Consider the following 20,908-nt stretch of genomic DNA (forward strand, 5'->3'; position numbering starts at 1 on the left):
GGGCATTGGGCATCCCCCTGCCCCCTACCCTAAAAGCGATGGGATATTTTTTGATTTAAAAGTCTCTACTGGGCGCTAGCTATGAGATCATTCCAGGTTTTGACTGCTGCTTGTAAATTATTTGGTAGGTTATTTCGAGAAATATCGTTGTACTGAACCGTACCCTTTTGGCTGGTAAGAGTGTAAGTGATATAATCAGCGGCACCACTGGGGGCTGGGTAACTCAGATTCTGGAATTTACTAAATTGAAAACGTTCTAGCGATCGCACAAATTGTTGCACCTGTTGCACAGAAACGCGACGAACACTACGCTCAGAATCATTGGCATCACCAATCCGCACGCGAATCAATTGCCCATCTTTGAGTAAAACAGTCTCGTAAGTTGTGCCAATAAAACCACCACTAGAAATTTGCCGAAATACTACATATCCAGCTAATGGTGGTGGTAAATCGCTGACTGAAATTCGCACAGGGGCTAGTGAAATTGAGCTAGCCTTTTGATTCAGCCTGAGTAGGGAACCTGTTTGATTGGTATGATAAACTAAGGTTTGTTCACCAATGCCTACAACCACCCGCCAACCTAGTACCAAAGCTTCGGTACAGAATTCATCAGCATTAGCTAATTCTAAACAGCCATTTGTCCAAGTTTGCTGTTGAAACTCAATGATTCTTAGCTGAGAAATTGGCTGTTGCAAACGTTTTGAGGCGGCTTGCAAAACAGCATTTTTTACAGATGCGGGTAATTTTTGCAGATTGTTTGCCGAAGCTAAACGTAGCGATCGCCCGTTATTATACCCTAAATCTGGCAGTATTGCGTTAGCTACTGGACCTGCCAAGTGGTTTGGTTTAATATTCTCTTTGAGTTCATTGCTTGTTTGAAGCGATAGGTTTGCAGTAGCGCCCGTAGCACCTTTGATAAATGTTAAACCGCTAGCAACAGACAAAATTCCAGTCAAAATCAAAATAGTGAAAATTCGCGTTTGATTAGGGTTAAAGTAGTTTTTCAGCATGATTTCATAGTAATATAGGGATAGTCAAGAGTTATAAAACTCATAAATAGTATTCAGCCAATAACATATAACAAAGTAAGTAGAGCGGCGTGAATAATTCAAGGTTTGTAGTCAATTAGTGCGGTCTTAGGGGTTTACCCCATGAGCGACTAACGAAGCCGTTGGGTGAGGACTAAAGTCTTCATAAGATGGCTGGAGCCGCTTACTACGAAATAATCTCAATACTTTTTAGATGACTTAATCTGGTTTGATTTCTTCTCACGACTTAGTTATATAATTGCATAAGTTCACCCGTTGGAATTAATATAGGGACTTGCAAGAAATAAATTATCCAATCTTGTGGGGTGGGCAGCTTTCGACTGAGCGATCGCGCCGAAGTCTTGTCCGCCTTTGGTTATTGGGCGGGCTTTTTGTCCCACACCACAATAAATAGTTGGATATTTTTTATTTGTCACTTTCTTAATACCTGTCTTGTGAAACAGATATAAAGACAGACGCTGATGTAGTGATTATTTGTTCCTTATTAGGCGCTGATGGCTTGTTGTTCAGCTTCAACTAACTGATTGTGAGGTAGATCAAATCTAATGGTACTGGCTGCCCAGTCTTTGAAATCGGGCGCTAGCCAGACTAGCTTGCGTAGAATTTCATCATTTATCCACAACACCAACGGAAACTCGAACTGTTTCCGAAACTGATTTCGCATGATGTTGGTACTAATGATTAGTTGGTTAATTTCTATTACAGATTCTAAACCCCGTACCATTAAAGCTTCGGGTTGAGTAGCACCAATTGCAGTCGTAATAGCTGTATACAATGTGTCTGTTGCAGGTGAGAGCAGGATTTCGTGGATGTCTGCTGATGAAAATTCTGTTAACACATTTAAGACTTGCTGCTGCCTTTGAAGACAGTTACAACAAGCTAATATCAGTGAGAACTCCCCACCAGAAACCATCATCGCCCTTGCCAGTCTTTTAGTGACTCCTGTGCTGCTAGTTATGCCGTTTTCCGAATTACTTAAGCTGATCATTAAAAAATCCTGGTTTGAATTTTAAAGATATCTGAGCAATATTTCAGTTATTCTACCCTATCAATTTTTATTTAAAAGTGTTAGCCGAGTAATTTACATGAAGTTTTTCTTTAATACCAAGCATAATACTACGCATTTTCTAACCAAGGAGTATATCTTGTATTCTCCCATACTTAATAATTAAAGCATAATGTAAAGTTAATATCAAAATCATGTAAGTAAAAGATAATGCAAGCATAAGGCAGCAGTTGATGAATTAGCAATTGAATTATCACTGTATTTCTATAGATTTTCGCATCTACTATTGGTTAAGTAATTTTTTCTTAATATAAAGTTAAAAAAATACTCAGTACAAGTTTAGCAATAAACATTGGGAAGTGGCAAAAAAGTTAACCGGCAACTGATTTACTGTCGCCTACGGTAAGCTTTTTCCCTTGCCAAACTATTTTGGGGCAGGTATAGAGTAGTGAAATGGGATCAGCCCAAAATGCAAAAATCTCCCTCCATTAGAATTAACTCATCCGTTTGATAGAACTGTAGATCGAAGATGTCGCTTCGTTAGCCAGAGGACACGGAATTTTTAGCTTTCTAAGATCAGTTAAAAACATCTGAAAATCTAACAAGTCATGCATTAAGACAAATCTGGAGGTAAAATGCAAGACGATGAGTTTATTGCAGAGGTGCAAAATCGCGCCCGTCTCAATACTGTCACCATGCGATTCAAAGACCGGAGGTTTGCGGGTCAAGTTTTGGCTAAAGAGTTAGCCGCTTATACTAACCGCCCAGATGTTCTGGTATTAGGACTACCAAGGGGTGGCGTACCTGTTGCCTTTGAGGTTGCCAAAGCATTAAATGCTCCCTTAGATGTTTTGGTAGTACGTAAATTGGGTCTACCCGATCAAGAAGAACTAGCTATGGGAGCGATCGCTTCTGGTGGAGTGCAGATAGTCAATAAATATATTATCAGCCTGGTGAAGATATCCGATGAAGTAATTGCTAGGGTGGCGGTGCAAGAAAAACGGGAGTTAGAGCGACGAGAACGGCTTTATCGTCCAAATGGTTCCTTGCCAAATTTACAAGGACGCACGGTCATTTTAGTAGATGATGGTTTAGCCACGGGTGCAACTATGTCGGCTGCTGTTGTGGCTGTGCGAAAACAGCAACCCGTTCAGATTGTGATTGCTGTACCTGTGGCTGCACCCGAAACTTGTCATGAGTTAGAAACTGAGGTAGACAAAATTGTTTGTGTCTTGACACCTAGCCATTTCCAAAGCGTTGGTCTTTGGTACGAAAACTTTCCCCAAACTACAGATGAAGAAGTCTGCGACTTACTCGCAAAAGCGGCAAATAATGGTGAAGCAATATCACTTGGTATTCTATAGATAAGCTTTGGTGTTTGGGAATGGGGAGTAAGGCGATCTTTTAACTCCATAGTTTGTATTGTGACACCATTTCACTTTAATAATGATACAAATACGCTGCTGTTATGGCTTATCTGTTGGCTTTCTCAACCGCCCTGAACTGAAGTTCATGGCTCATAGCTCAAGTCTACTAAAGTAGACTAAAAATTTTTGGAATTGGTGTAAAATGGTGCAACTTCCGAGTTCCGAAGTCAAACGATCGCTCTTTTAACTCGACAATTGGTGTAAAATGGTGCAACTTCCGAGTTCACAAGTCAAGCGATCGCTCTTTTTGCTCGACAATTGGTGTAAAATGGTGCAACTTATGAGTTCAGAGGTGGAATGATCAGGGTTTGAGGTCGAGCGATGTCTCTGGATGGTCACTGAGCGCGGCCGTTGTGCGGGCTACGCATACGCCCTTTTTAACTCAACAACTCGTGTTAATGTGGCGATTTTACCCACCAAATAATATCATGTCCGGCTGATTAGTTATGATTCTTGCATCTGTGCAAAAATCTGAAAACTCTTTCTCCCCCCGCAAGAACTGCGCTGTTAATGATAAGTCTTTAACCGGACATGATATAAACCGTTAGCGTTCGCGCAACGTAAGAAGAGAGGAACGAGCGTCATTACGAATTATGTTGAGATAAATCCATCAAATTCGCCAGCTTGTAAACTACCCGCGCCCCAACATTACCATCCCACTCACCATCACCGACTTCGCAGATATCAAAGCCAATAATTTTTCTGCCACTATTGACCAATTCCCGGAACAGACAAAAAGTTTGCTCTAATTCCAACCCACCTGGAACAGGAGTACCTGTACTCGGACAGAGTTTGGGATCTAAACCATCTGCATCAAAGCTAATGTAAACAGACTCAGGTAAATGACTGATAATTTCTCGGCATAAATCAAGCCAAGTTGTTCCTGAGTAAAGCTTTTGTTTAATGGCTGGGTCGTAATATGCAATAATGCGATCGCTAGATTGGTCAATCATTTGCACTTCATCATGACTAATATCACGCAAACCCACTTGCACTAGCTTGGAAATTTGCGGTATTTTCATCGCATTAAACATAATAGATGCATGAGAAAACTCAAATCCCTCATAAGCATCGCGTAAATCTGCGTGGGCATCAATGTGCAGAATGCCATAGTTTGTATACTTAGCCGCTAATGCTTGGAAATAACCTAACGGCGAACTGTGATCTCCACCAAGGACGGCAACTCGCTTATCATTATTAATTGCTTCTTGACAATTTTCAAACAGCCATTGATTAACCTGTTGACAAACTTGATTAATTTCTCTGAGGACAGGTGTTAAATCTGGTGTGTCTGAGAGTTGCTTACCTTGGGCTAATCGCTCGATAATTTTTGCTGCCAAGGCGCGGTAATATGTATTCTTCTCTAAAATATCTTGGGGAATTTCCACCATGAAAATTCCCTGCTTCCAACCATCAGGGTTATCAAAATCGAATAAATCTAGTTGAGTCGAAGCATCCAGAATTCGCTGTGGCCCGTTAGCAGTGCCTGCGCCATAAGAAACAGTGACTTCCCACGGCACACCAAAGACAATCAGGTTTGCAGACTCATAATCGCAGGGCAAACCTAAGAGGTTGCCATTTACTTCACCTATGCCGCTAGGATTGTAGTCTTGTAGTTGATTACTCATCGATTATCTTCTCGATTTAAGTGGATAGACAGCACGCCGCCTAGTGGACATCTGCATTGTAATAAAAATTTTTTACAGACGGTATACAGCGCCTCTACTACTTTGGGGGTTTACCCCATGAGCAACTAACGAACCCGTTGGGTGAAGACTAAAGTCTTCTAGGACTTACGCAAAATGACCAAAAAACGAACCGCAGAGGACGCAGAGAACACAGAGGAATAAGAGTTTGAGAGAGTTTTTGCGTAAGTCCTGTCTTCATAAGATGGCTGGAGCCGTTCACTACGAACTAATTTCAAGATTTTTTACATTACTTAATCTAGTTTGATTTATTTAATCCCCTTCCCGCTCTTAGGGAGGGGAGACAAAGCAAATTTTGGACTTTTGACTTCCCCATTCGCGCAGCGTCCCGTAGGGAAGGGGCTGACGCTGTAAGTCCAGGTTGGCATCAACAAACTAAGTCGTGAGGTTTTCTTAGTAGGGATTTATCGGATTGTCAAAAATAGCCTCATCGATTTATGTATGAATCCTAATGAAGTATTTCAAAATTGCTAATTGTAGTAAATACTCCAGCATCAGCAGCTAGATTACCGATATTAATTTGGGTTGGATAACCAAATTTTGGGTTGTACGCTACAGTTAGTTGGGATTCTCCAGAGTTAATCGTATTTTGAATCAAATTAAACAGCTTAGGAATTGTACTATATTGTTGTAATAGCTCTGAACTTACTGGCTTACCAGTTTGAGCATTCGTGATAGATTTTGTGATGCCGTTACGTACCTCAATGATTATTGGCCCTCTGAAATCGGGAATACAAAAGCAATCATTGCTAAGTTTGTAACGATAGTTGTTAATTTTTTGTCGATTCCACAATTGGCGATTAGTTCTTAGCAGTGTTAAGTTCGAGTTATTAATCTCTGTTTTTACTCCATGCGTAGGAGGCACAGACATTACTGGAACGTTAAAACTGAAAGATGCTACTAAGATTGTACCAATAGCAATAGGTAAGCGCATATCAATCCTTTGTTAACTAACGTTGAGTTATAACTTGAGTGTGACTAAATAGGATTCCAGAGAGTTGAAATCACTTTTAGAAGTTGGCACAGTTGATACAGAGAATCCCCAAGCGTTCGTAACAGCAGGAATATTCCCTTGTATAAACTAAAAAAACACCAGAGAAGCCTACAATATTACTCACCTCAAATTTTGTCTTTTATGCAAAAAACGAATAATTTTAAAATTGGCATTATAAAATTTGAAGCCAGGGCGATCACTACTGCCAAAACAATTTTATACTAAGTAAATAGCTCAAATTAAATATAAAACCTCACCCTGCCTCCGCCTTCCCTCTCCGATACTTTGGAGAGGGATTGAGGGTGAGGTTTATTATATGTTTAATTACGTCTATCTACTTAATTAGTAATTTGTAATGTTTTGTTAGTTTTACTTTTTTACTTGCTCTAGCTGTGATGCACTGAATATCTTACCCAATAAGACCCAATAAGGACTATTTTGATTTTCGTGCCGATTTGGGCGGTGTTCGGTGTGCGCCAAAGTACTTCTCACTGCGATAGCGCAGCCACACCCGCAACACTTGCGGAATCTGCTCTTTTTGTTCCTTGCTCAGTGCATTGTAAAGGAAGATTGCGCGATCGCGTTCCCCGCGACAGGCAGCGTTATTGTGAGCATCCCAATAGCTGCGGGCTACCCGAATCCGCCGACAGACTTCCTTAATTAGCGCTTCCCCTGTGAGAGGAGCATCCTGCTTTGCCATAACTCAGATGCGATAAATTTCTAATGCGATCGTAGCGAGTCAGATTGATTCTCACAATCGCAACCCAAACAAGTCAAACCCGCAAATCGATTTTACTAGACTTTAGACACAGACAGCAAAAGTAACTCAGCAATTAAACCCTCTGAAAACATAAATTTCTTCACTCCTAAGTATGGTGATTATTCATATTTTTTCATCTTTAAAAGAGATTAATACTCGGTAAAATAATTTATGCGTATTCATCATCTTAATTGCGGTTGTATGTGTCCGATTGGTGGGGCATTCTTCGACGGTTTTAGTCGTGGACTAACAGCTTGTCTGGTCTGTCACTGTCTGCTCATTGAGACAAATCAGGGACTCGTTCTCATAGATACAGGCTTCGGTCAGCGCGATATTAAAGCGCCATTATCAAGACTCAGCCCCTTCTTCATGAATTTGAATCGCATCAAGTTTGAAGAAAAATACACGGCGGTTGCAGCTATTGAGCAACTCGGCTTGAACCCGCGCGATGTCCGCCACATAGTGCTTACTCACCTCGATTTTGATCATGCAGGCGGGTTGGAAGATTTTCCCGAAGCAACCGTGCATGTAATGCTCAGTGAGATTGAAGCAGCCAAGGAACGGCAAGGCTTTGTCTCATCTCGACGTTACCGCCCTGGCCAGTGGGACGAAGTAAAAAATTGGAAGTATTATTCGCCTGGTGGTGAATCTTGGTTCGGCTTTGAGGCAGTACGTAACCTCGAAGGACTACCGCCCGAAATTCTCCTGATACCGCTCGTCGGTCACACACGGGGTCATGCAGGTATCGCTATTGAGACATCCGAAGGCTGGCTCTTACATGCAGGCGATGCTTACTTTTACCGACACGAAATCGGCTCTTTTAAACGAGTTTGCACACCTGGACTGCGTGCCTATCAATGGTTCATGGAGGTAGACCGCAAGACTCGACTTTCTAATCAAGATAAGTTACGGGCGTTATCGCTCGACCACAGTAGTGAAGTGCGCCTCTTTTGTAGCCATGATGCGATCGAGTTCAAAACCTTCGCTGACCAAGAGAATTCGCAATTGCAGAAAGACAATTTGCCCTCAACAGCCTCCAATTAGCTCAAAAACTCAATGCTTCTCAAGGAAATTATCCGATTTTTAAGGTTCGGGTGAGATGCGTTGATCGGTTTTAACACTCTCACTGCAAAGTAAAATATCTTACTTAAGCTTGTCAAGGTTTTAATACCTGCTCAAGTCGATTTCAATAAGCAATTAAGCATATTGCTTTCTCATTTGGGTAAATTCAGCAAGCAAAAAGGCATATTGCTTACTCAAAATGCTTGATTGCTTTCTGATTTCGGTATATCGCGCATTTATTTAAGTAGATTCAGCAAGCAAAAAGGCATATTGCTTACTCAAAATGCTTGATTGCTTTCTGATTTCGGTAAATTCAGCAAGCAAAAACAAATATTGTTTTCTCAAAAGCTTGATTGTTTTCTGATTTCGGTATATCGCGCATTCATAACAGCGATCGCTATGTAACAAAAACTATTTAATAATTGCCAAAGTTCTCTCAAGCCGATCAATACGGAAGTTATTTAAAGTAAAGAATATTAACCGTACTGGATTAAAGGTTCATATCATGGCTCGCAGAAAAAGAACGTCTCAGGTGTTAGAAAAAGCAGTGCGTCGTGCTGCTGGCATCAACTCAATTGATCCGAATTTAAATGTCGGCAATGGACTCAGCCTACCAGCCTTCTCAACTTTAATTGAGACGATGCGAACTAGAGAGCATTTATATAACACTGCTCTTTCTAACATCGATAAGTTATACCATGAAATGCTCGAAACAGAGCGCGATTTGGCAGATATGGCAGAACACATGCTGTTGGGAGTTGCTACTCAATATGGTAAAAGCAGTGTAGAGTACGGCATGGCGGGAGGTGTTCCTAAGAACCAACGCCGCAAGGGATTGCGAGGTGAGTCACCAGTTCCCAGTTTACAGCAACCGTCATTCATTGCCAGTGTGAACGGCAACGGCAGCAAAAATGGGAGCCAGAATGGAAACAAAGCAGCAGCTACAAGTTAGCTTGTATTAAAAACCCCACGGATGAATCTTTGTGATTACCCATATCTTTTTAATCTCTGGCTTCGTTCCCAACCCGCCTTGGAATAAATTCCGAGGCTAATAGGTTAAGTCCTCTCAAAAGGACTAAATACAAGATTTTAAGTTATGTAGATAGTTAGACTCTGTGTATTTGAGAAAACTTCAGTCCACTTAAGTGGACTTGAGCTATGAGCCGCAGAACTTAAGTTCTGGGCGGGATGTCGGTCATGAGTGTTACAGGCTAATACTTATTTGGGATTTTTCCCTGCCAGCAAATTAGCGATCGCAGTACTAATTACCTGTAATATTTAAAACAAAAAAAGTGGCTCTGCAATCAGCAGAACCACTAAGGCTTTCGCAAACCTGTTATAACTTAACGAACTGCTCCTTGAGCAGAAACAGTATCAATCGGTTTCATCAGGTACAGCCGCAATAACTGCCAGCCATTGGAGATGTAAAGCGGCAGTTTTTGGAAGATTTGCAGGAATTTGGGAGTGCTGGAGTTAGCGATCGCACCCAGCTTTTCGTTATTGCTTATACAAGTATCCAACCGTTGATAAAACTCTGGATTTTCTACATCCAGCATCAATGGGAACACTCGACCTGCATTTTCGTTAGTCTTGTTAATTACATGGATGTCGTATTCTCGCGCATCCAATCCAAGGGTCGCATAAAAGTCCTTGCGTTGGATGTCATTGAGATACATTGTCGCAAACACCGACAACAAGAAGAACCGACTCCACAGCCGTGCTTTCCAATCATTCAATATTTGCGGCTGGGATTTCATGATCGCATCAAAGAAATCGCCGTGACGGTTTTCATCCTGACACCAGTTCTCAAAGAACCGGAAGATTGGATAAACCCGGTCTTCTGGATGTGCTTCTAAATGGCGATAAATGGTGATATAGCGCCAATAACCGATCTTCTCAGAAAGATAAGTAGCGTAAAAGATGAATTTCGGCTTAAAGAAGGTATAACTACGACTCTTAGTCAAAAACCCTAAATCTAGGGACAGATTAAAGTCCGACAAAGCTTTGTTTAAAAAGCCAGCATGACGTGCTTCATCCCGTGACATCAGGTTAAAACACTCTGCCAAGACGGGGCTTTTTCCTTTTAAGCGACGGCCAAGTTCTTTATACAGCAAAAAGCCGGAAAACTCAGCCGTACAGGAACGTTCTAGAAACTCAACGAACAAGCGGCGAGTTTCCCCGTCAATATGATCCCAAGATTGTTCAAACTCAGCATCCCGAACAAAGTGATGGCGGTTGTAGTCAGTGCGGAACTCTTCGAGAATGGCTTGTAACTCGTCTTCATTGACGGAAATATCCATCCGCGCCATTTCATCAAAATCGGTAGTATAAAACCGAGGTGTTAACAGGGTTTCTTTTGCCGGGACTTTAATCCCTGGCCGGATTTCTTCAAAGCCTGGTTTTTTGAGGGAATCTACCATGTCTTGATTGCTCTTTCGTCTTTATTATCTTAAGTAGACCCTTCGGGTGAGGCAGTTCCTCATGGGGAAACCCCGAAGATAGGACTGCTTCACCAGAAAGCCAAGGGTAAAGCTCTGGTGAGGCGTAACAGCCCACAATAATCCAATTGTATAAAGTTCAGTCTACCAAGGTACGGGTTAGAAATTTGTAAGCAAAAGATTAAGAGTTGCAACAATCATTCCATATTTGCAAAATCTCAAATCGGAGACAGGACTTACGCAACTGCCACAATTGGATTCATCATGTATTACTTTAACGAGTTATTCCCTACGTAAGCTAAAACTCATAAAAAATATTTTACACAAACCTTACGGACTATTCCAGTAATGCTTTGTAATATATAAGCATAAGTATACCAACTGAATTTTTCCGAGTAACAAATATTTGACCTTCAACCTTTGAAATTACAAAGGCTGTCGGATTTGTTTTGCCCAAATACCTAACTTTGAATGGAGTAATCTATGTTCTCTAGCGAAAATAATCTCATCAATACAGATAGTATTCTCGGAAATAATCCAAATATCAATTTATATACCACCGATAATAGCTATGGGTTAAATGTAAATCACAACAGCTATACTCCAGCTTCCCAAGTCAATAATATTTTTGCCAGTGCTATTTCTCTGACGGCACTTACACCAGATTTAATAGTTCAAAATGTTTCTGCACCAAGTACCACAACAGTTGGTAGCACCATCCAACTTAACTATCAAGTCAAGAACCAAGGTAATGCTAGTGCAGGTTATAGCTACAGCAAGTTCTATTTATCCAAAGATGCCACTCTCAGCAATGATGATGTGTTTTTGAACTCTGATTACGTTACCAACATTGGCGCTGGTGGTGTGAGTTCTGAATCAGTCGCACTTAGCATTGCTAATGGCACTGCTGCTGGTAATTATTATCTGCTTTCTCAAGCCGATGGTTATGCTTACGTGGCTGAAAGCAATAAAATCAATAATATTTTTGCCAGTACTATTACAGTGCAAGGGACTAATAATGACTGGTATAGTCAAAATCTGAAAGACGCAGGATTGATTAATTTAACTCGCTCTCTGGCAGCAGACGGGAATTTAAGTAGAAAGGATATGATTGATCTCTTCCGTGATGGTGAAGATAATAGTGCAATTGACGCTACTGAATTAGTTGATCTTCGCACCATTGTTAATAATGCCAGCCGCTTTACCATGCTAGATTATGTTCGTGTTCTCTCAGGCAATGTAGTGAATGGGAATATAGCGAACCAATGGTGGACGGGAGGTAACACAAGTAAAACAACACTAGGAAACCTTTTTGCTGGTAGTAGTGCTGCACAAATGGAAAAATTGATTGGCAAGTGGTTTTTAGGAAGCGATCGCCCCACAGCATCCAGTAGCGCCAACTATCAAGCAATCAGTGGCTCTTTATTCCAAAATGGTATTAGTACAGATGATATTAAGCAAGGTGATTTGGGAGATTGTTATTATCTGGCTACCCTATCTGCCATAGCTCAGGAAAAGCCTAACTACATCCAAAATATGTTTATAAACAATGGTGATAATACTTTCACTGTTCGTTTCTTTAATAATGCTGTGGCAAACTACGTCACAGTTGATCAATATTTACCCACTGATGCTTACGGAAAGTTAATCTACGCTAGTCCAGGTAGTTCCTACAATAATTCTAGCAATGAATTATGGGTAGCACTAGCAGAAAAAGCCTATGCTCAATTGGGTGAGTTAGGTTGGAGTCGTCCTGACAATACCACGAATGCTTACAGTTCTATTGAGGGTGGCTGGATGGATTATGTAACCCGTCAAGTAACTGGCTTGGATGCCACTATGCAACAAGTTACTAACATGACCAAAACTCAACTAATTGATTTAGTCAATTCCAATAAAGTATTAACTGCTGGGTTTGTTAATGGTGCAAATTACGGCGTAGTTAATAACCACGCCTATACTGTTACTAGTTACAATTCAGCAAATGGAACATTTAGCGTCAGAAATCCTTGGGGATATCAAGATGCGAACTTAACATGGGAGCAATTGCTCAATCTCAAGACATATTTTGTTTGGTCAAATGCTTAACTGCGATTAAGGGATGATATTTATTCTAATTTTCGGTGGGGATGAATAGCTTCATCCTTACCGAATTTTACCATACAGCATTTTTTAGTATTTATGATTAAAACACCTTTGATAACTTGTATTGCTTTACTGGTTGTAACGGGATCAACTAACATTTGTGCTATCCCTTCTACCTATGCTCAAAGTCAAATTCATTTTGCATCTAAACAGAGAACAACTATGAAAAATAATAATAGTTTGATTAAAAAAGTAACTCTGATTGCTAGACAAGAAAATTTACCACCTTTGGGTATTTCTCATGATCCACAACGCAATATTGGTCTTGCTTCTGTTTTTATCCTCTTGGAAAATCCTCAAACTAACAGTGTCATTGTAAAAATTTCTAAAGTTGAAATCCGCAATCTCTTAGATGGCAAATTACAAAATTTTCAGTCTCAGTACAAAGAAGTTGAATTAAAACCTCTAGAAAATTCTGAGATTCTTATGGAATTGACTAATAAAAGCGGCTACACAGGACATGATCGAGTCAAAGCAGTAGTTACCTATCATATAGAAAATCAAAGTAAGACTATAGAATCAGAAGCTGTTGCAGCTAATCTTTCCAAATAATTGATTGAGATTAAAAGCAGGCTTGACGCTGGGCTATGCGCGGCATAGTCTCCCCTTCTCACCTTGGGAGAAGCTAACGCCTGCCGTATGATGCCTGAAGGGCTGTAGGAAGAAGACCGCACTGGCTCCCCTCCCCGCAGGCGGGGTGGGGTTCTCCAGCTTTAATAAGTAATCAAGCGGACATGATATTACTTACCATTTCCACTCACTCTAAAGCGTCCTTTGTCATTAGTCCTTTGTCAAAAAGCAATGACTAATTTATACCTAGCCACTTTTGACCGCCTAAGCGCTGAACTAAGCCATATACCAACAAATCGAGGGTAATTTTGCGCTCATCGATTAAGAATGACTCAAGTGTGCTAGGTTTTTTGCCTTCATTACAGGAAAATCCCTTTTTCCCTTGAATATTTTCTTCGGGAAAATACAGGTTAAACTGACGCAAACCAGTTTCTTTCCAACTGCCGATAATTTGCCAGCATTCTTCAGCAGATTCAAAGCCAGTGATTGGCAGTTTCTGCTTGGCAAAAGACACCTGTAAATCTTTCACGCCTTGTTGAGCGATCGCTTTTTGTAAAGCTGGCAAGTAGTCTTGCTCGATGAACTCTACAAATGGCTTATCTTCAACAGCTGGGGCTTTTTCCTTTTTGGCGGCTTTAGCTGCGGGTGCGGTTTCTCCTGTTGCTGCGGCGGCGGCGGGTTTTTCTCGCTTGGGTGATGCAGCAGCTGGTTTAGCTGCATTAGGGTTATCTTCAGGGTTTGCAGCTTTCGGATCTGGCGTATTAGCAGTAGGAAGGTCTGTAGCTTCGGGTGAGTCTGTACTAGGAGCGTGTTCTTCAGCCACGCTGGGAGCTTGCTTGTCAACAGTGCTGGGAGCTATTTCTCCCGCTTGATTGTGATTGGTTGGGTCTGCCATTGCTCAGGTCAATCCTTTAATCTAGCTTTTGGAGCGATCGCTCACCTTGATGTATCGGGTATTTTTATTTTGACATAATAGTGCGTCAGCCTTCTTTAAATCCCCTTGAATCTCATACCAGTTTTTACCTGTTCCTGGTCTAAAGGCTCTTAGCCGATTGAATTTTTATTGCCCTCTTCCTGGTTTGCAATCTGCAAAACCCAATGCCTCTGTATCAAGGAAACTAGCGATCGCCATTTCAATTACCGCTTCGACTGGATACTCAATTTCGGTAGCACGAGCAATCAAAGCTTGTCGAATTCGCTCAGGTAAACGCCCTAAGATGACTTCAGCATCAGCACTCGTAAGTTGCTCTTGAAGTTTAGCTTGCATAGGTTCACCTTTCAGATGGAATTTGGACGTTGTACGGAGGTTCCGTAGCTCTTAGAATAATTGCTTCTAACTCCAATAGTAGCGCAGGGTTTCCCCAGTAAGAAATTAGCTGCATCGCAATACGAACGTCTTCATCGCTATATTTGTCAAGCCACGCCCATAAAAAAGCCTTGTGTCCTCCACTAAAGCGACCCCGTAAACTCTTAGTTTTACCAATGTAAAGCAAGCCATCAGTTTTGTGTCTGATTGCATAGATACCAGGACGAGCAGGAATGTTGGCAAATTCGCGGCTCAAAGGCTGGCATTGCTCAAATGGTGTGAAGGCGATCGCATCCAGGATTCTCCGAGCTTGGATTTGCAATTCATAGTCGTTTGTCGGCATGAAAGTAAGAAAACTGATTGCACAGATGAATTCACACAAATCATGTTTTGTCAACCAAATGTTATGCAGCGTTTCTGCAAGAGTTGAAGCCCATAATTAGAGAACTTCTTCAGCTAAAAGTTGTCCCTTGACTCGTTCATATTCATCTTCAAGAAGCCATTCTTGGGCGGCTTGATAGTTAGAATGAGTGACTATAAGTTTATAGTCAGATGCAGGGTTAAAAATACGACAAGTGCCATCTTGATCGCCAATTAACATCAGAATCTTAGGTGGAAAAAGAACTGGATCAACCCAGAGTTCTAGAAACTTCCAGGTTTTAGCTTGTTCTGCGAGGGCTGGTGCGTGGGATTGCATGATATTCACCTGTCGTCTTCACGATTTTGATCTCACCGTAGTCAAGTGGGATTTGGCTCCCATCTGCTTTAATTATGTAACCGATAGGCTCTGAAAAGTAGAGTCCATATCGTTCGTAATCGTCCTCTTCATCATCTATTCCAGTTCGCTCTCCCCCTGCAATAATAGCTTGTGTGACTCGTTCAAGGGTTTCACGATCGTTAAATATGTGCGCTCTACCTTCTCTGTGCAGCAGTCGTTGGACTTGGGGGGTATTAGGCAAATGGCGAGCAATTAGGCTTGGTCGGGGATCTGGAGTGATATCTCGGTCAATTCCGCTCATGGGTTGGGCGATCGCACACTAAATCAAAATCCCTATTGTAAGCGATCGCTCGTGCTTATTACGAACATCACACGAATTCAGAGGTGTAGCGAATTCTCTAATACTAACGGAGGACGATGATGATTAAATAATTCGTAATTCGTAATTCGTAATTCGTAATTATGTTTTGTAATGAAGAGAAGTTTGTGGGGACGGTTTCCGTCCACAAAACTTCGGGGGATTTAAACCCCAATCGCATTACAATCATGCCCTCTGGGGATGGGGACTTGACCCCAATATTGATTAAAGGGGGGTAATCCAATAAGTAATGCCTCCGACAACTTGTTTATTAAAACCAAACAGAGGTAAATTATCTTCAGTTAAACCTACATAAGTCCAATGTGGAAGATCATTTTGTACAGTTTGAAACCAACCATTTTGATTAAGAGCTTTTCTTTGTTCTTTACTACTTACGCGTAAATCAATTGCTAATCCCCAAAGATGTTGTGAAGTTCCCGGAGGTGCAACTAAACCGAGAACTTTTGTTTCTTTACCCTGTTGAACTTTTGCCAAAATTTGATTATTAGCATATTTATGCCAAAATATTAAATTCGTGTTAAAAGTGCGAGTACAATCACCAGAACCATAACCAGATTTTAGTGGTATCTGTTGTTGAACTCGCGCTTTATTTAAAGCATCAGCCGCCGATTTTTGTAAATAACAGTCGTTAGTGCCATCAACATGACCCATTGTTAAACTACCTTGAAACTCTTGGGTTTCTTGTTCATTAGCAAAGATATCTTTTGGCGGTAGTTTAATTCCGACATCTTGATTTACAAAGACTGCGCCATAGTTTCGCAGCAAAATATATTCATAAGTACCAGCTTGGGGAACTGTGGGTAACTTCCTAGCGATCGCAGATAAAAAACGCTGTTGAGCATTTAATTTTGCATCAGGGATAAATGGTTCTGATGTTGTCTTTTTAAAGGTATCTGTACAAGGTAATGAATCAGTAATCAAACATCCGTTTAATGGTTGGGCGGTTATAGCAACTTTGTGGCGGGTAATCTCATTACTAGCTACTAATGTGAAAATAATCAAGATAACTATACTGATGAAAGTTGCTTGTTTGATAAATCTAGTAAAATTTCTTGGCTTTTTGATGGTAAGTTTCATTTGTAAGTAATTTCTGAATTTGTTCAAGAATAAATAAGCTGATGATAAATATTTATAATTAATTAGAAAGGGGAGCATCCCGTCAGGTGCAAAAACCTTGATAGCCCTAACCCCGAATCCCATCATTTGGGGGAGGAGGAACTAGAATTATGTCTCCCCTCTCCCAAAAATGGGAGAGGGGCTGGGGGTGAGGGAAAAGATTTAAGCACTCATTGGGATGCTCCCTTAGAAAGTAACTTGTTTATCGGCATTAAACTATATTTTTACAGGGCTATTTCATTCTATTTTTACGACAGTTTTTAGGAATCTTTTTCAGAAAAATAAGAATTTAAACGCAATTTAAGTTGAGAACCGTAGTTTTTGCCCTCACCCTAAATCCCTCTCCCAGACTTGGGAGAGGGACTTTGAAAACGTCACATTTTAGAATGAAATAGCCCTGATATTTTTATGCAAGTTATAGACAGCATCTAATATATACCCGTAATAAATGAAATTGGTGCTAATCGCTAAACATGTGAGCAATAGTTGTGATAAACAACCCGGAACGTTGTCACAATTATTAAAAAAGATTATGTTTGTGACTTATTGCTCAAGTAAAAAAAGAAAATTGTTTTTCATTTAGTACTAGTAAATTTGATAACTTTTTTATCAGAAAGTTACATCCCTGAAACCACTGGAACAGTTAAAATTGAAAAGAACTCTCAGCAAGCTGATCCTGTAAGTATGACCATGCACAATTTGGTTGAATTCCAAGACGCTTTTGATGTCATAGTCGTCGGTGCAGGTCACTCCGGTTGCGAAGCGGCTCTGGCCTCTGCACGCCTCGGTTGTCGTACCCTGCTATTGACGCTCAACTTGGATAAAATCGCTTGGCAACCTTGTAATCCAGCAGTGGGTGGCCCGGCCAAATCCCAGTTGACTCATGAGGTAGATGCACTCGGCGGAGAAATTGGTAAAGTAGCAGACCGTACCTACCTACAAAAACGTATCCTCAACTCTTCACGGGGGCCTGCTGTTTGGGCATTACGCGCCCAGACAGACAAGCGCGAATATGCAGCAGTGATGAAGAATATTGTCGAGAACCAAGAAAACTTGACAATCCGCGAAAGTATGGTAATAGATTTGGTGCTGGGTGCTAACGGTGAAGTTATCGGCGTTGAAACTTATTTTGGTGTCGGGTTCCAATGTAAAGCAGTCATCTTGACAACCGGCACCTTCTTGGGGGGCAAAATTTGGGTTGGTAACAAATCAATGCCAGCTGGACGTGCTGGAGAATTTGCGGCCGAAGGATTGACACAAACCCTAAATCGTTTGGGATTTGAAACCGGCAGACTTAAAACTGGAACTCCAGCCCGGGTAGACAAGCGATCGGTAGATTATAGTAAAATGCTCATCCAGCCAGGGGATGAAGATGTACGCTGGTTTAGCTTTGACCCAGAGGCGTGGGTAGAACGGGAACAGATACCTTGCTACATCACCCGCACAACTGCCGAAACCCATCGCTTAATTCAGGAAAATTTGCACCTGTCGCCAGTTTATGGCGGTTGGGTGGAAGCGAAAGGGCCGCGTTATTGTCCCAGTATTGAAGATAAAATTGTGCGCTTTGCCGATAAGGAAAGCCACCAAATATTTATTGAACCAGAAGGAAGGGATATACCCGAACTTTATATCCAAGGGTTTTCTACAGGGTTACCAGAAAATTTGCAACTGCAAATGTTACGGACTCTCCCCGGTTTGGAAAAATGTGTGATGCTGCGTCCGGCGTATGCTGTGGAATATGACTATTTACCTGCAACTCAGTGTTACCCCACACTGATGACTAAAAAGATTGCCGGACTGTTTTGTGCTGGGCAGATTAACGGCACCACAGGTTATGAAGAAGCCGCCGCTCAAGGGCTGGTGGCAGGAATTAACGCCGCTCGATTTGTTCGCTCTCAAGAAATGATTGTCTTTGCCCGCGAGCAAAGTTACATCGGGACGCTAATTGATGACTTGTGTACAAAAGACCTGCGGGAACCTTACCGGATGCTTACGAGTAGGTCTGAGTACCGATTGCTATTGCGTTCTGATAATGCCGACCAACGCTTGACACCCTTGGGCCGGGAAATTGGTTTAATTGACGATCGCCGTTGGGATCTATTTACCCAAAAGCAGGCCAATATTACCACAGAAAAGCAAAGATTGCAAGCTACACGAGTCAAAGAACATGATGAAATAGGAATAGCGATCGCATCTAATACCCAACAATTAATTAAAGGTTCAATTACTCTCAACGACTTGCTGCGCCGTCCCGGATTTCATTACGTTGACCTCGACAGGTTCGCCCTTGGAAACCCCAACCTCAACCGGGCCGAGAAAGAAGGCGCAGAAATTGACATCAAGTATTCTGGCTATCTCGCTAGGCAACAAAATCAGATTGACCAAATTGCCCGCCAAGCGCACCGCCAGCTACCTGGGGATTTAGATTATACAACAATTGATACTCTTTCTAAAGAAGCGCGAGAAAAGTTAACTCACGTAAAACCACTCACTCTAGGTCAAGCTGCACGTATTGGTGGTGTAAACCCAGCAGACGTTAACGCTTTATTATTATATTTAGAATTGCGTAGAACCAAGAGCCAGCGAGAGTTTCCAGCGTTAGCTTCACACAAACTTGATAAAGACTGAGTATAGTAGTAGGGAGGGAGATTGGTATGATAGATGACATAAATATTAGTAATGGCATCATCAACAATCCCCAGATTAAAGTTGACTTTAATACCAACGCTCAACCAACTCGTCTCAATCAGAGGGCGGATTGGATATTATCTGTAATCCTAATTAAGAGGCAGTAGGCGCGGCGTTTCCTCGTCCTAGCAACAACCCAGAAAGTCTATGTTACAAAAAGCCAGCACCCGTCTCATAGTACCGGAACCATCAGAAGACTTAATCGCCAACGAGCCTTGGTCGATAGAAAACTATGCTGATGGTCTAATGGATGAACTCTTTGCCGATATCGACTCCATTCTGGATGTTAGTGGTAATCTGCTTTCTCAGACAGTTAGCCACAGTAGGCAGAAGAAATCTAACCAGTCTGTTGCAGGGGTTTCTCCCCAACCCCAACACCAGTCGCCTTCAGAAAAGGTGCCGCAAAGAGTCACGATACCGCAGATTATCTTACCAAACCCCGTGAACCAACCAGTGCAGTCAGTTGCTCAAGATAACCACAAACACTTGAGTACCGTTGTATTTGACACCGCCACCGTTAAACCATCTATTAGAAAGCCTCAGAAAAGTAGTGGTAATTTGGGCAAACTGCTGATAGCGGGAACAACTTTAGGCGTGGCGATCGCTGGTATTATCTACCTGGTACAGTCTGGAGTCGTATATCTTTTAAATCCCAACTTGACCGAGCCAGCTATTCTAGTCCCGCAACCGCAGTCACAGTTGCCCACAAAAGTAGAAATAGAGGCAGATTTGGTTGACTACATGCTGCAAGCGCTGGCAGTTATAGATAAGCAAGAAGCAACGCCCAATCGAAACTCTGCCATACCTGGATTCTCCAGTCAGGCAAATACTAATCAGATAGCCCTTGGTAACAGGCAAATAAGTGGTAATCTCCCATCAGTTCCACTTCTAGCCAACAATACACCACTAGCCCCCAACCGTTCTGGAAGCGTTGTTGAGCGCATCTACGTTCCCGTTTATCAAGCGCCGTCGCCAATGCGCTACGCACTGCCGGTTATTCCTCGTAGTCCTACATTGCCACAAGTTGCCAGTGTGTTGCAGGCATCTCAACCGGATGTTGTGAAAAATGCCCTGAATACAGTGCGACAAGCTGCCAAGCCTATAACTGTCAACATGTTAGCTGCGGCTGTAAGAGCCGAACTTAAACCTCTAGCTGCGAAAACTGCACCGATTACCGTGCGGCAAACACCCAGCCCTCTGCCTGCATTACCAGTAGTTCCATTACGTGCAGCCCTCGCCCCAGATTCAGAACCAACTATTACCCAAGAACAAGTATATCCGGCAGTTGCGATCGCAGATGCTCCGAGTAATACCTTAGAAGGATTACTAGAGTTAGGCAACAAATCTGCTGCTTTGTTTAAAATTGATGGCGTGACTCGCCGCATCAATATGGGTGAAAGCATTGGCTCAAGCGGTTGGACACTAGTAGATGTAAGTAATGGTGAAGCTGTTATCCGCCGTAACGGCGAAGTGCGATCGATTTACGCAGGGCAAAAATTATAATAAGCTGTTTAAGCCTCTCTCTAGTGGTCTATCCCATTAGT

General features: G+C 41.8%; 21 protein-coding genes. 8 read left to right on the plus strand and 13 right to left on the minus strand.

The genetic code is table 11. The features are described from left to right. Positions 1-65 precede the first annotated feature (65 nt). The 3 genes from V7K73_RS15930 to V7K73_RS15940 all read right to left on the minus strand — a co-directional run bounded on the left by V7K73_RS15930 (position 66) and on the right by V7K73_RS15940 (position 2,037). On the minus strand, positions 66-1,010 hold the full coding sequence (locus V7K73_RS15930; protein ID WP_334881571.1) for a hypothetical protein: 945 nt from the start codon (positions 1,008-1,010) through the stop codon (positions 66-68). A 287-nt stretch (positions 1,011-1,297) separates the two neighbouring features. Beyond that, complete coding sequence (locus V7K73_RS15935) at positions 1,298-1,465, minus strand: hypothetical protein (protein ID WP_334881573.1); 168 nt, start codon at positions 1,463-1,465, stop codon at positions 1,298-1,300. Positions 1,466-1,533: 68 nt separating this feature from the next. Then, the gene (locus V7K73_RS15940; protein ID WP_334881575.1) at positions 1,534-2,037 is read right to left on the minus strand and encodes a hypothetical protein; all 504 of its coding nucleotides are present in this window, start codon (positions 2,035-2,037) and stop codon (positions 1,534-1,536) included. A 713-nt stretch (positions 2,038-2,750) separates the two neighbouring features. Between V7K73_RS15940 and V7K73_RS15945 the strand changes: the two genes are divergently transcribed. Continuing rightward, complete coding sequence (locus tag V7K73_RS15945; protein WP_334881644.1) at positions 2,751-3,419, plus strand: phosphoribosyltransferase; 669 nt, start codon at positions 2,751-2,753, stop codon at positions 3,417-3,419. 647 nt (positions 3,420-4,066) lie between these two features. Here the strand turns inward: V7K73_RS15945 and speB are convergent. From speB to V7K73_RS15960, 3 genes are all read right to left on the minus strand, one after another. Further along, complete coding sequence (speB, locus tag V7K73_RS15950; protein WP_334881577.1) at positions 4,067-5,110, minus strand: agmatinase SpeB; 1,044 nt, start codon at positions 5,108-5,110, stop codon at positions 4,067-4,069. Positions 5,111-5,636: 526 nt separating this feature from the next. Continuing rightward, complete coding sequence (locus tag V7K73_RS15955) at positions 5,637-6,122, minus strand: DUF6174 domain-containing protein (protein ID WP_334881578.1); 486 nt, start codon at positions 6,120-6,122, stop codon at positions 5,637-5,639. Positions 6,123-6,615: 493 nt separating this feature from the next. Then, positions 6,616-6,882 carry a Precorrin-3B methylase gene (locus tag V7K73_RS15960; RefSeq protein WP_334881579.1) on the minus strand — a complete coding sequence of 89 codons (267 nt, stop codon included), beginning with the start codon at positions 6,880-6,882 and terminating at the stop codon, positions 6,616-6,618. 231 nt (positions 6,883-7,113) lie between these two features. Here V7K73_RS15960 and V7K73_RS15965 point away from each other — a divergent pair, with 231 nt between their 5' ends. Further along, complete coding sequence (locus V7K73_RS15965) at positions 7,114-7,986, plus strand: MBL fold metallo-hydrolase (RefSeq protein ID WP_334881580.1); 873 nt, start codon at positions 7,114-7,116, stop codon at positions 7,984-7,986. A 523-nt stretch (positions 7,987-8,509) separates the two neighbouring features. Then, positions 8,510-8,956, plus strand: a complete 447-nt coding sequence (locus tag V7K73_RS15970) for a hypothetical protein (RefSeq protein WP_334881581.1) — start codon at positions 8,510-8,512, stop codon at positions 8,954-8,956. Between the two features lie 391 nt (positions 8,957-9,347). Here the strand turns inward: V7K73_RS15970 and acsF are convergent, their stop codons facing one another. Then, positions 9,348-10,424 carry a magnesium-protoporphyrin IX monomethyl ester (oxidative) cyclase gene (gene acsF / locus V7K73_RS15975; protein WP_334881582.1) on the minus strand — a complete coding sequence of 359 codons (1,077 nt, stop codon included), beginning with the start codon at positions 10,422-10,424 and terminating at the stop codon, positions 9,348-9,350. Positions 10,425-10,925: 501 nt separating this feature from the next. Here acsF and V7K73_RS15980 point away from each other — a divergent pair. Continuing rightward, positions 10,926-12,530: a C2 family cysteine protease gene (locus tag V7K73_RS15980; RefSeq protein WP_334881583.1), complete on the plus strand. Its 1,605-nt coding sequence runs from the start codon at positions 10,926-10,928 to the stop codon at positions 12,528-12,530. A 93-nt stretch (positions 12,531-12,623) separates the two neighbouring features. Next, on the plus strand, positions 12,624-13,139 hold the full coding sequence (locus V7K73_RS15985; RefSeq protein WP_334881584.1) for a hypothetical protein: 516 nt from the start codon (positions 12,624-12,626) through the stop codon (positions 13,137-13,139). Positions 13,140-13,392: 253 nt separating this feature from the next. Here the strand turns inward: V7K73_RS15985 and V7K73_RS15990 are convergent, their stop codons facing one another. The 6 genes from V7K73_RS15990 to V7K73_RS16015 all read right to left on the minus strand — a co-directional run bounded on the left by V7K73_RS15990 (position 13,393) and on the right by V7K73_RS16015 (position 16,637). After that, positions 13,393-14,052, minus strand: coding sequence for a DUF2996 domain-containing protein (locus V7K73_RS15990; RefSeq protein WP_334881585.1), 660 nt, complete (start codon positions 14,050-14,052; stop codon positions 13,393-13,395). Between the two features lie 165 nt (positions 14,053-14,217). Then, positions 14,218-14,424 (minus strand): hypothetical protein, encoded by a 207-nt coding sequence (locus V7K73_RS15995; RefSeq protein WP_334881586.1) that lies wholly within the window; start codon positions 14,422-14,424, stop codon positions 14,218-14,220. A gap of 4 nt (positions 14,425-14,428) precedes the next feature. After that, positions 14,429-14,806: a GIY-YIG nuclease family protein gene (locus tag V7K73_RS16000; protein ID WP_334881587.1), complete on the minus strand. Its 378-nt coding sequence runs from the start codon at positions 14,804-14,806 to the stop codon at positions 14,429-14,431. Between the two features lie 96 nt (positions 14,807-14,902). Further along, a complete protein-coding gene (locus V7K73_RS16005; protein ID WP_334881588.1) occupies positions 14,903-15,160 on the minus strand; it encodes a hypothetical protein in 258 nt (85 codons plus the stop codon). Continuing rightward, positions 15,123-15,482 (minus strand): DUF6972 family protein, encoded by a 360-nt coding sequence (locus tag V7K73_RS16010; protein ID WP_334881589.1) that lies wholly within the window; start codon positions 15,480-15,482, stop codon positions 15,123-15,125. The genes V7K73_RS16005 and V7K73_RS16010 overlap by 38 nt, the downstream gene beginning before the upstream one ends. Positions 15,483-15,764: 282 nt before the next feature. Beyond that, the gene (locus V7K73_RS16015; protein WP_334881590.1) at positions 15,765-16,637 is read right to left on the minus strand and encodes a D-alanyl-D-alanine carboxypeptidase family protein; all 873 of its coding nucleotides are present in this window, start codon (positions 16,635-16,637) and stop codon (positions 15,765-15,767) included. A gap of 723 nt (positions 16,638-17,360) precedes the next feature. Between V7K73_RS16015 and mnmG the strand changes: the two genes are divergently transcribed. Genes mnmG through V7K73_RS16030 form a run of 3 tightly spaced genes read left to right on the plus strand, consistent with a single transcriptional unit; the run spans position 17,361 to position 20,867 of the window. After that, positions 17,361-19,304, plus strand: coding sequence for a tRNA uridine-5-carboxymethylaminomethyl(34) synthesis enzyme MnmG (gene mnmG, locus V7K73_RS16020; protein WP_334881645.1), 1,944 nt, complete (start codon positions 17,361-17,363; stop codon positions 19,302-19,304). A 26-nt stretch (positions 19,305-19,330) separates the two neighbouring features. Continuing rightward, a complete protein-coding gene (locus V7K73_RS16025) occupies positions 19,331-19,471 on the plus strand; it encodes a hypothetical protein (protein ID WP_334881591.1) in 141 nt (46 codons plus the stop codon). A 40-nt stretch (positions 19,472-19,511) separates the two neighbouring features. After that, a complete protein-coding gene (locus V7K73_RS16030; protein ID WP_334881592.1) occupies positions 19,512-20,867 on the plus strand; it encodes a hypothetical protein in 1,356 nt (451 codons plus the stop codon). Positions 20,868-20,908: the final 41 nt, after the last annotated feature.

This window comes from Nostoc sp. (assembly GCF_036916975.1).
GTDB lineage: Bacteria > Cyanobacteriota > Cyanobacteriia > Cyanobacteriales > Nostocaceae > Nostoc.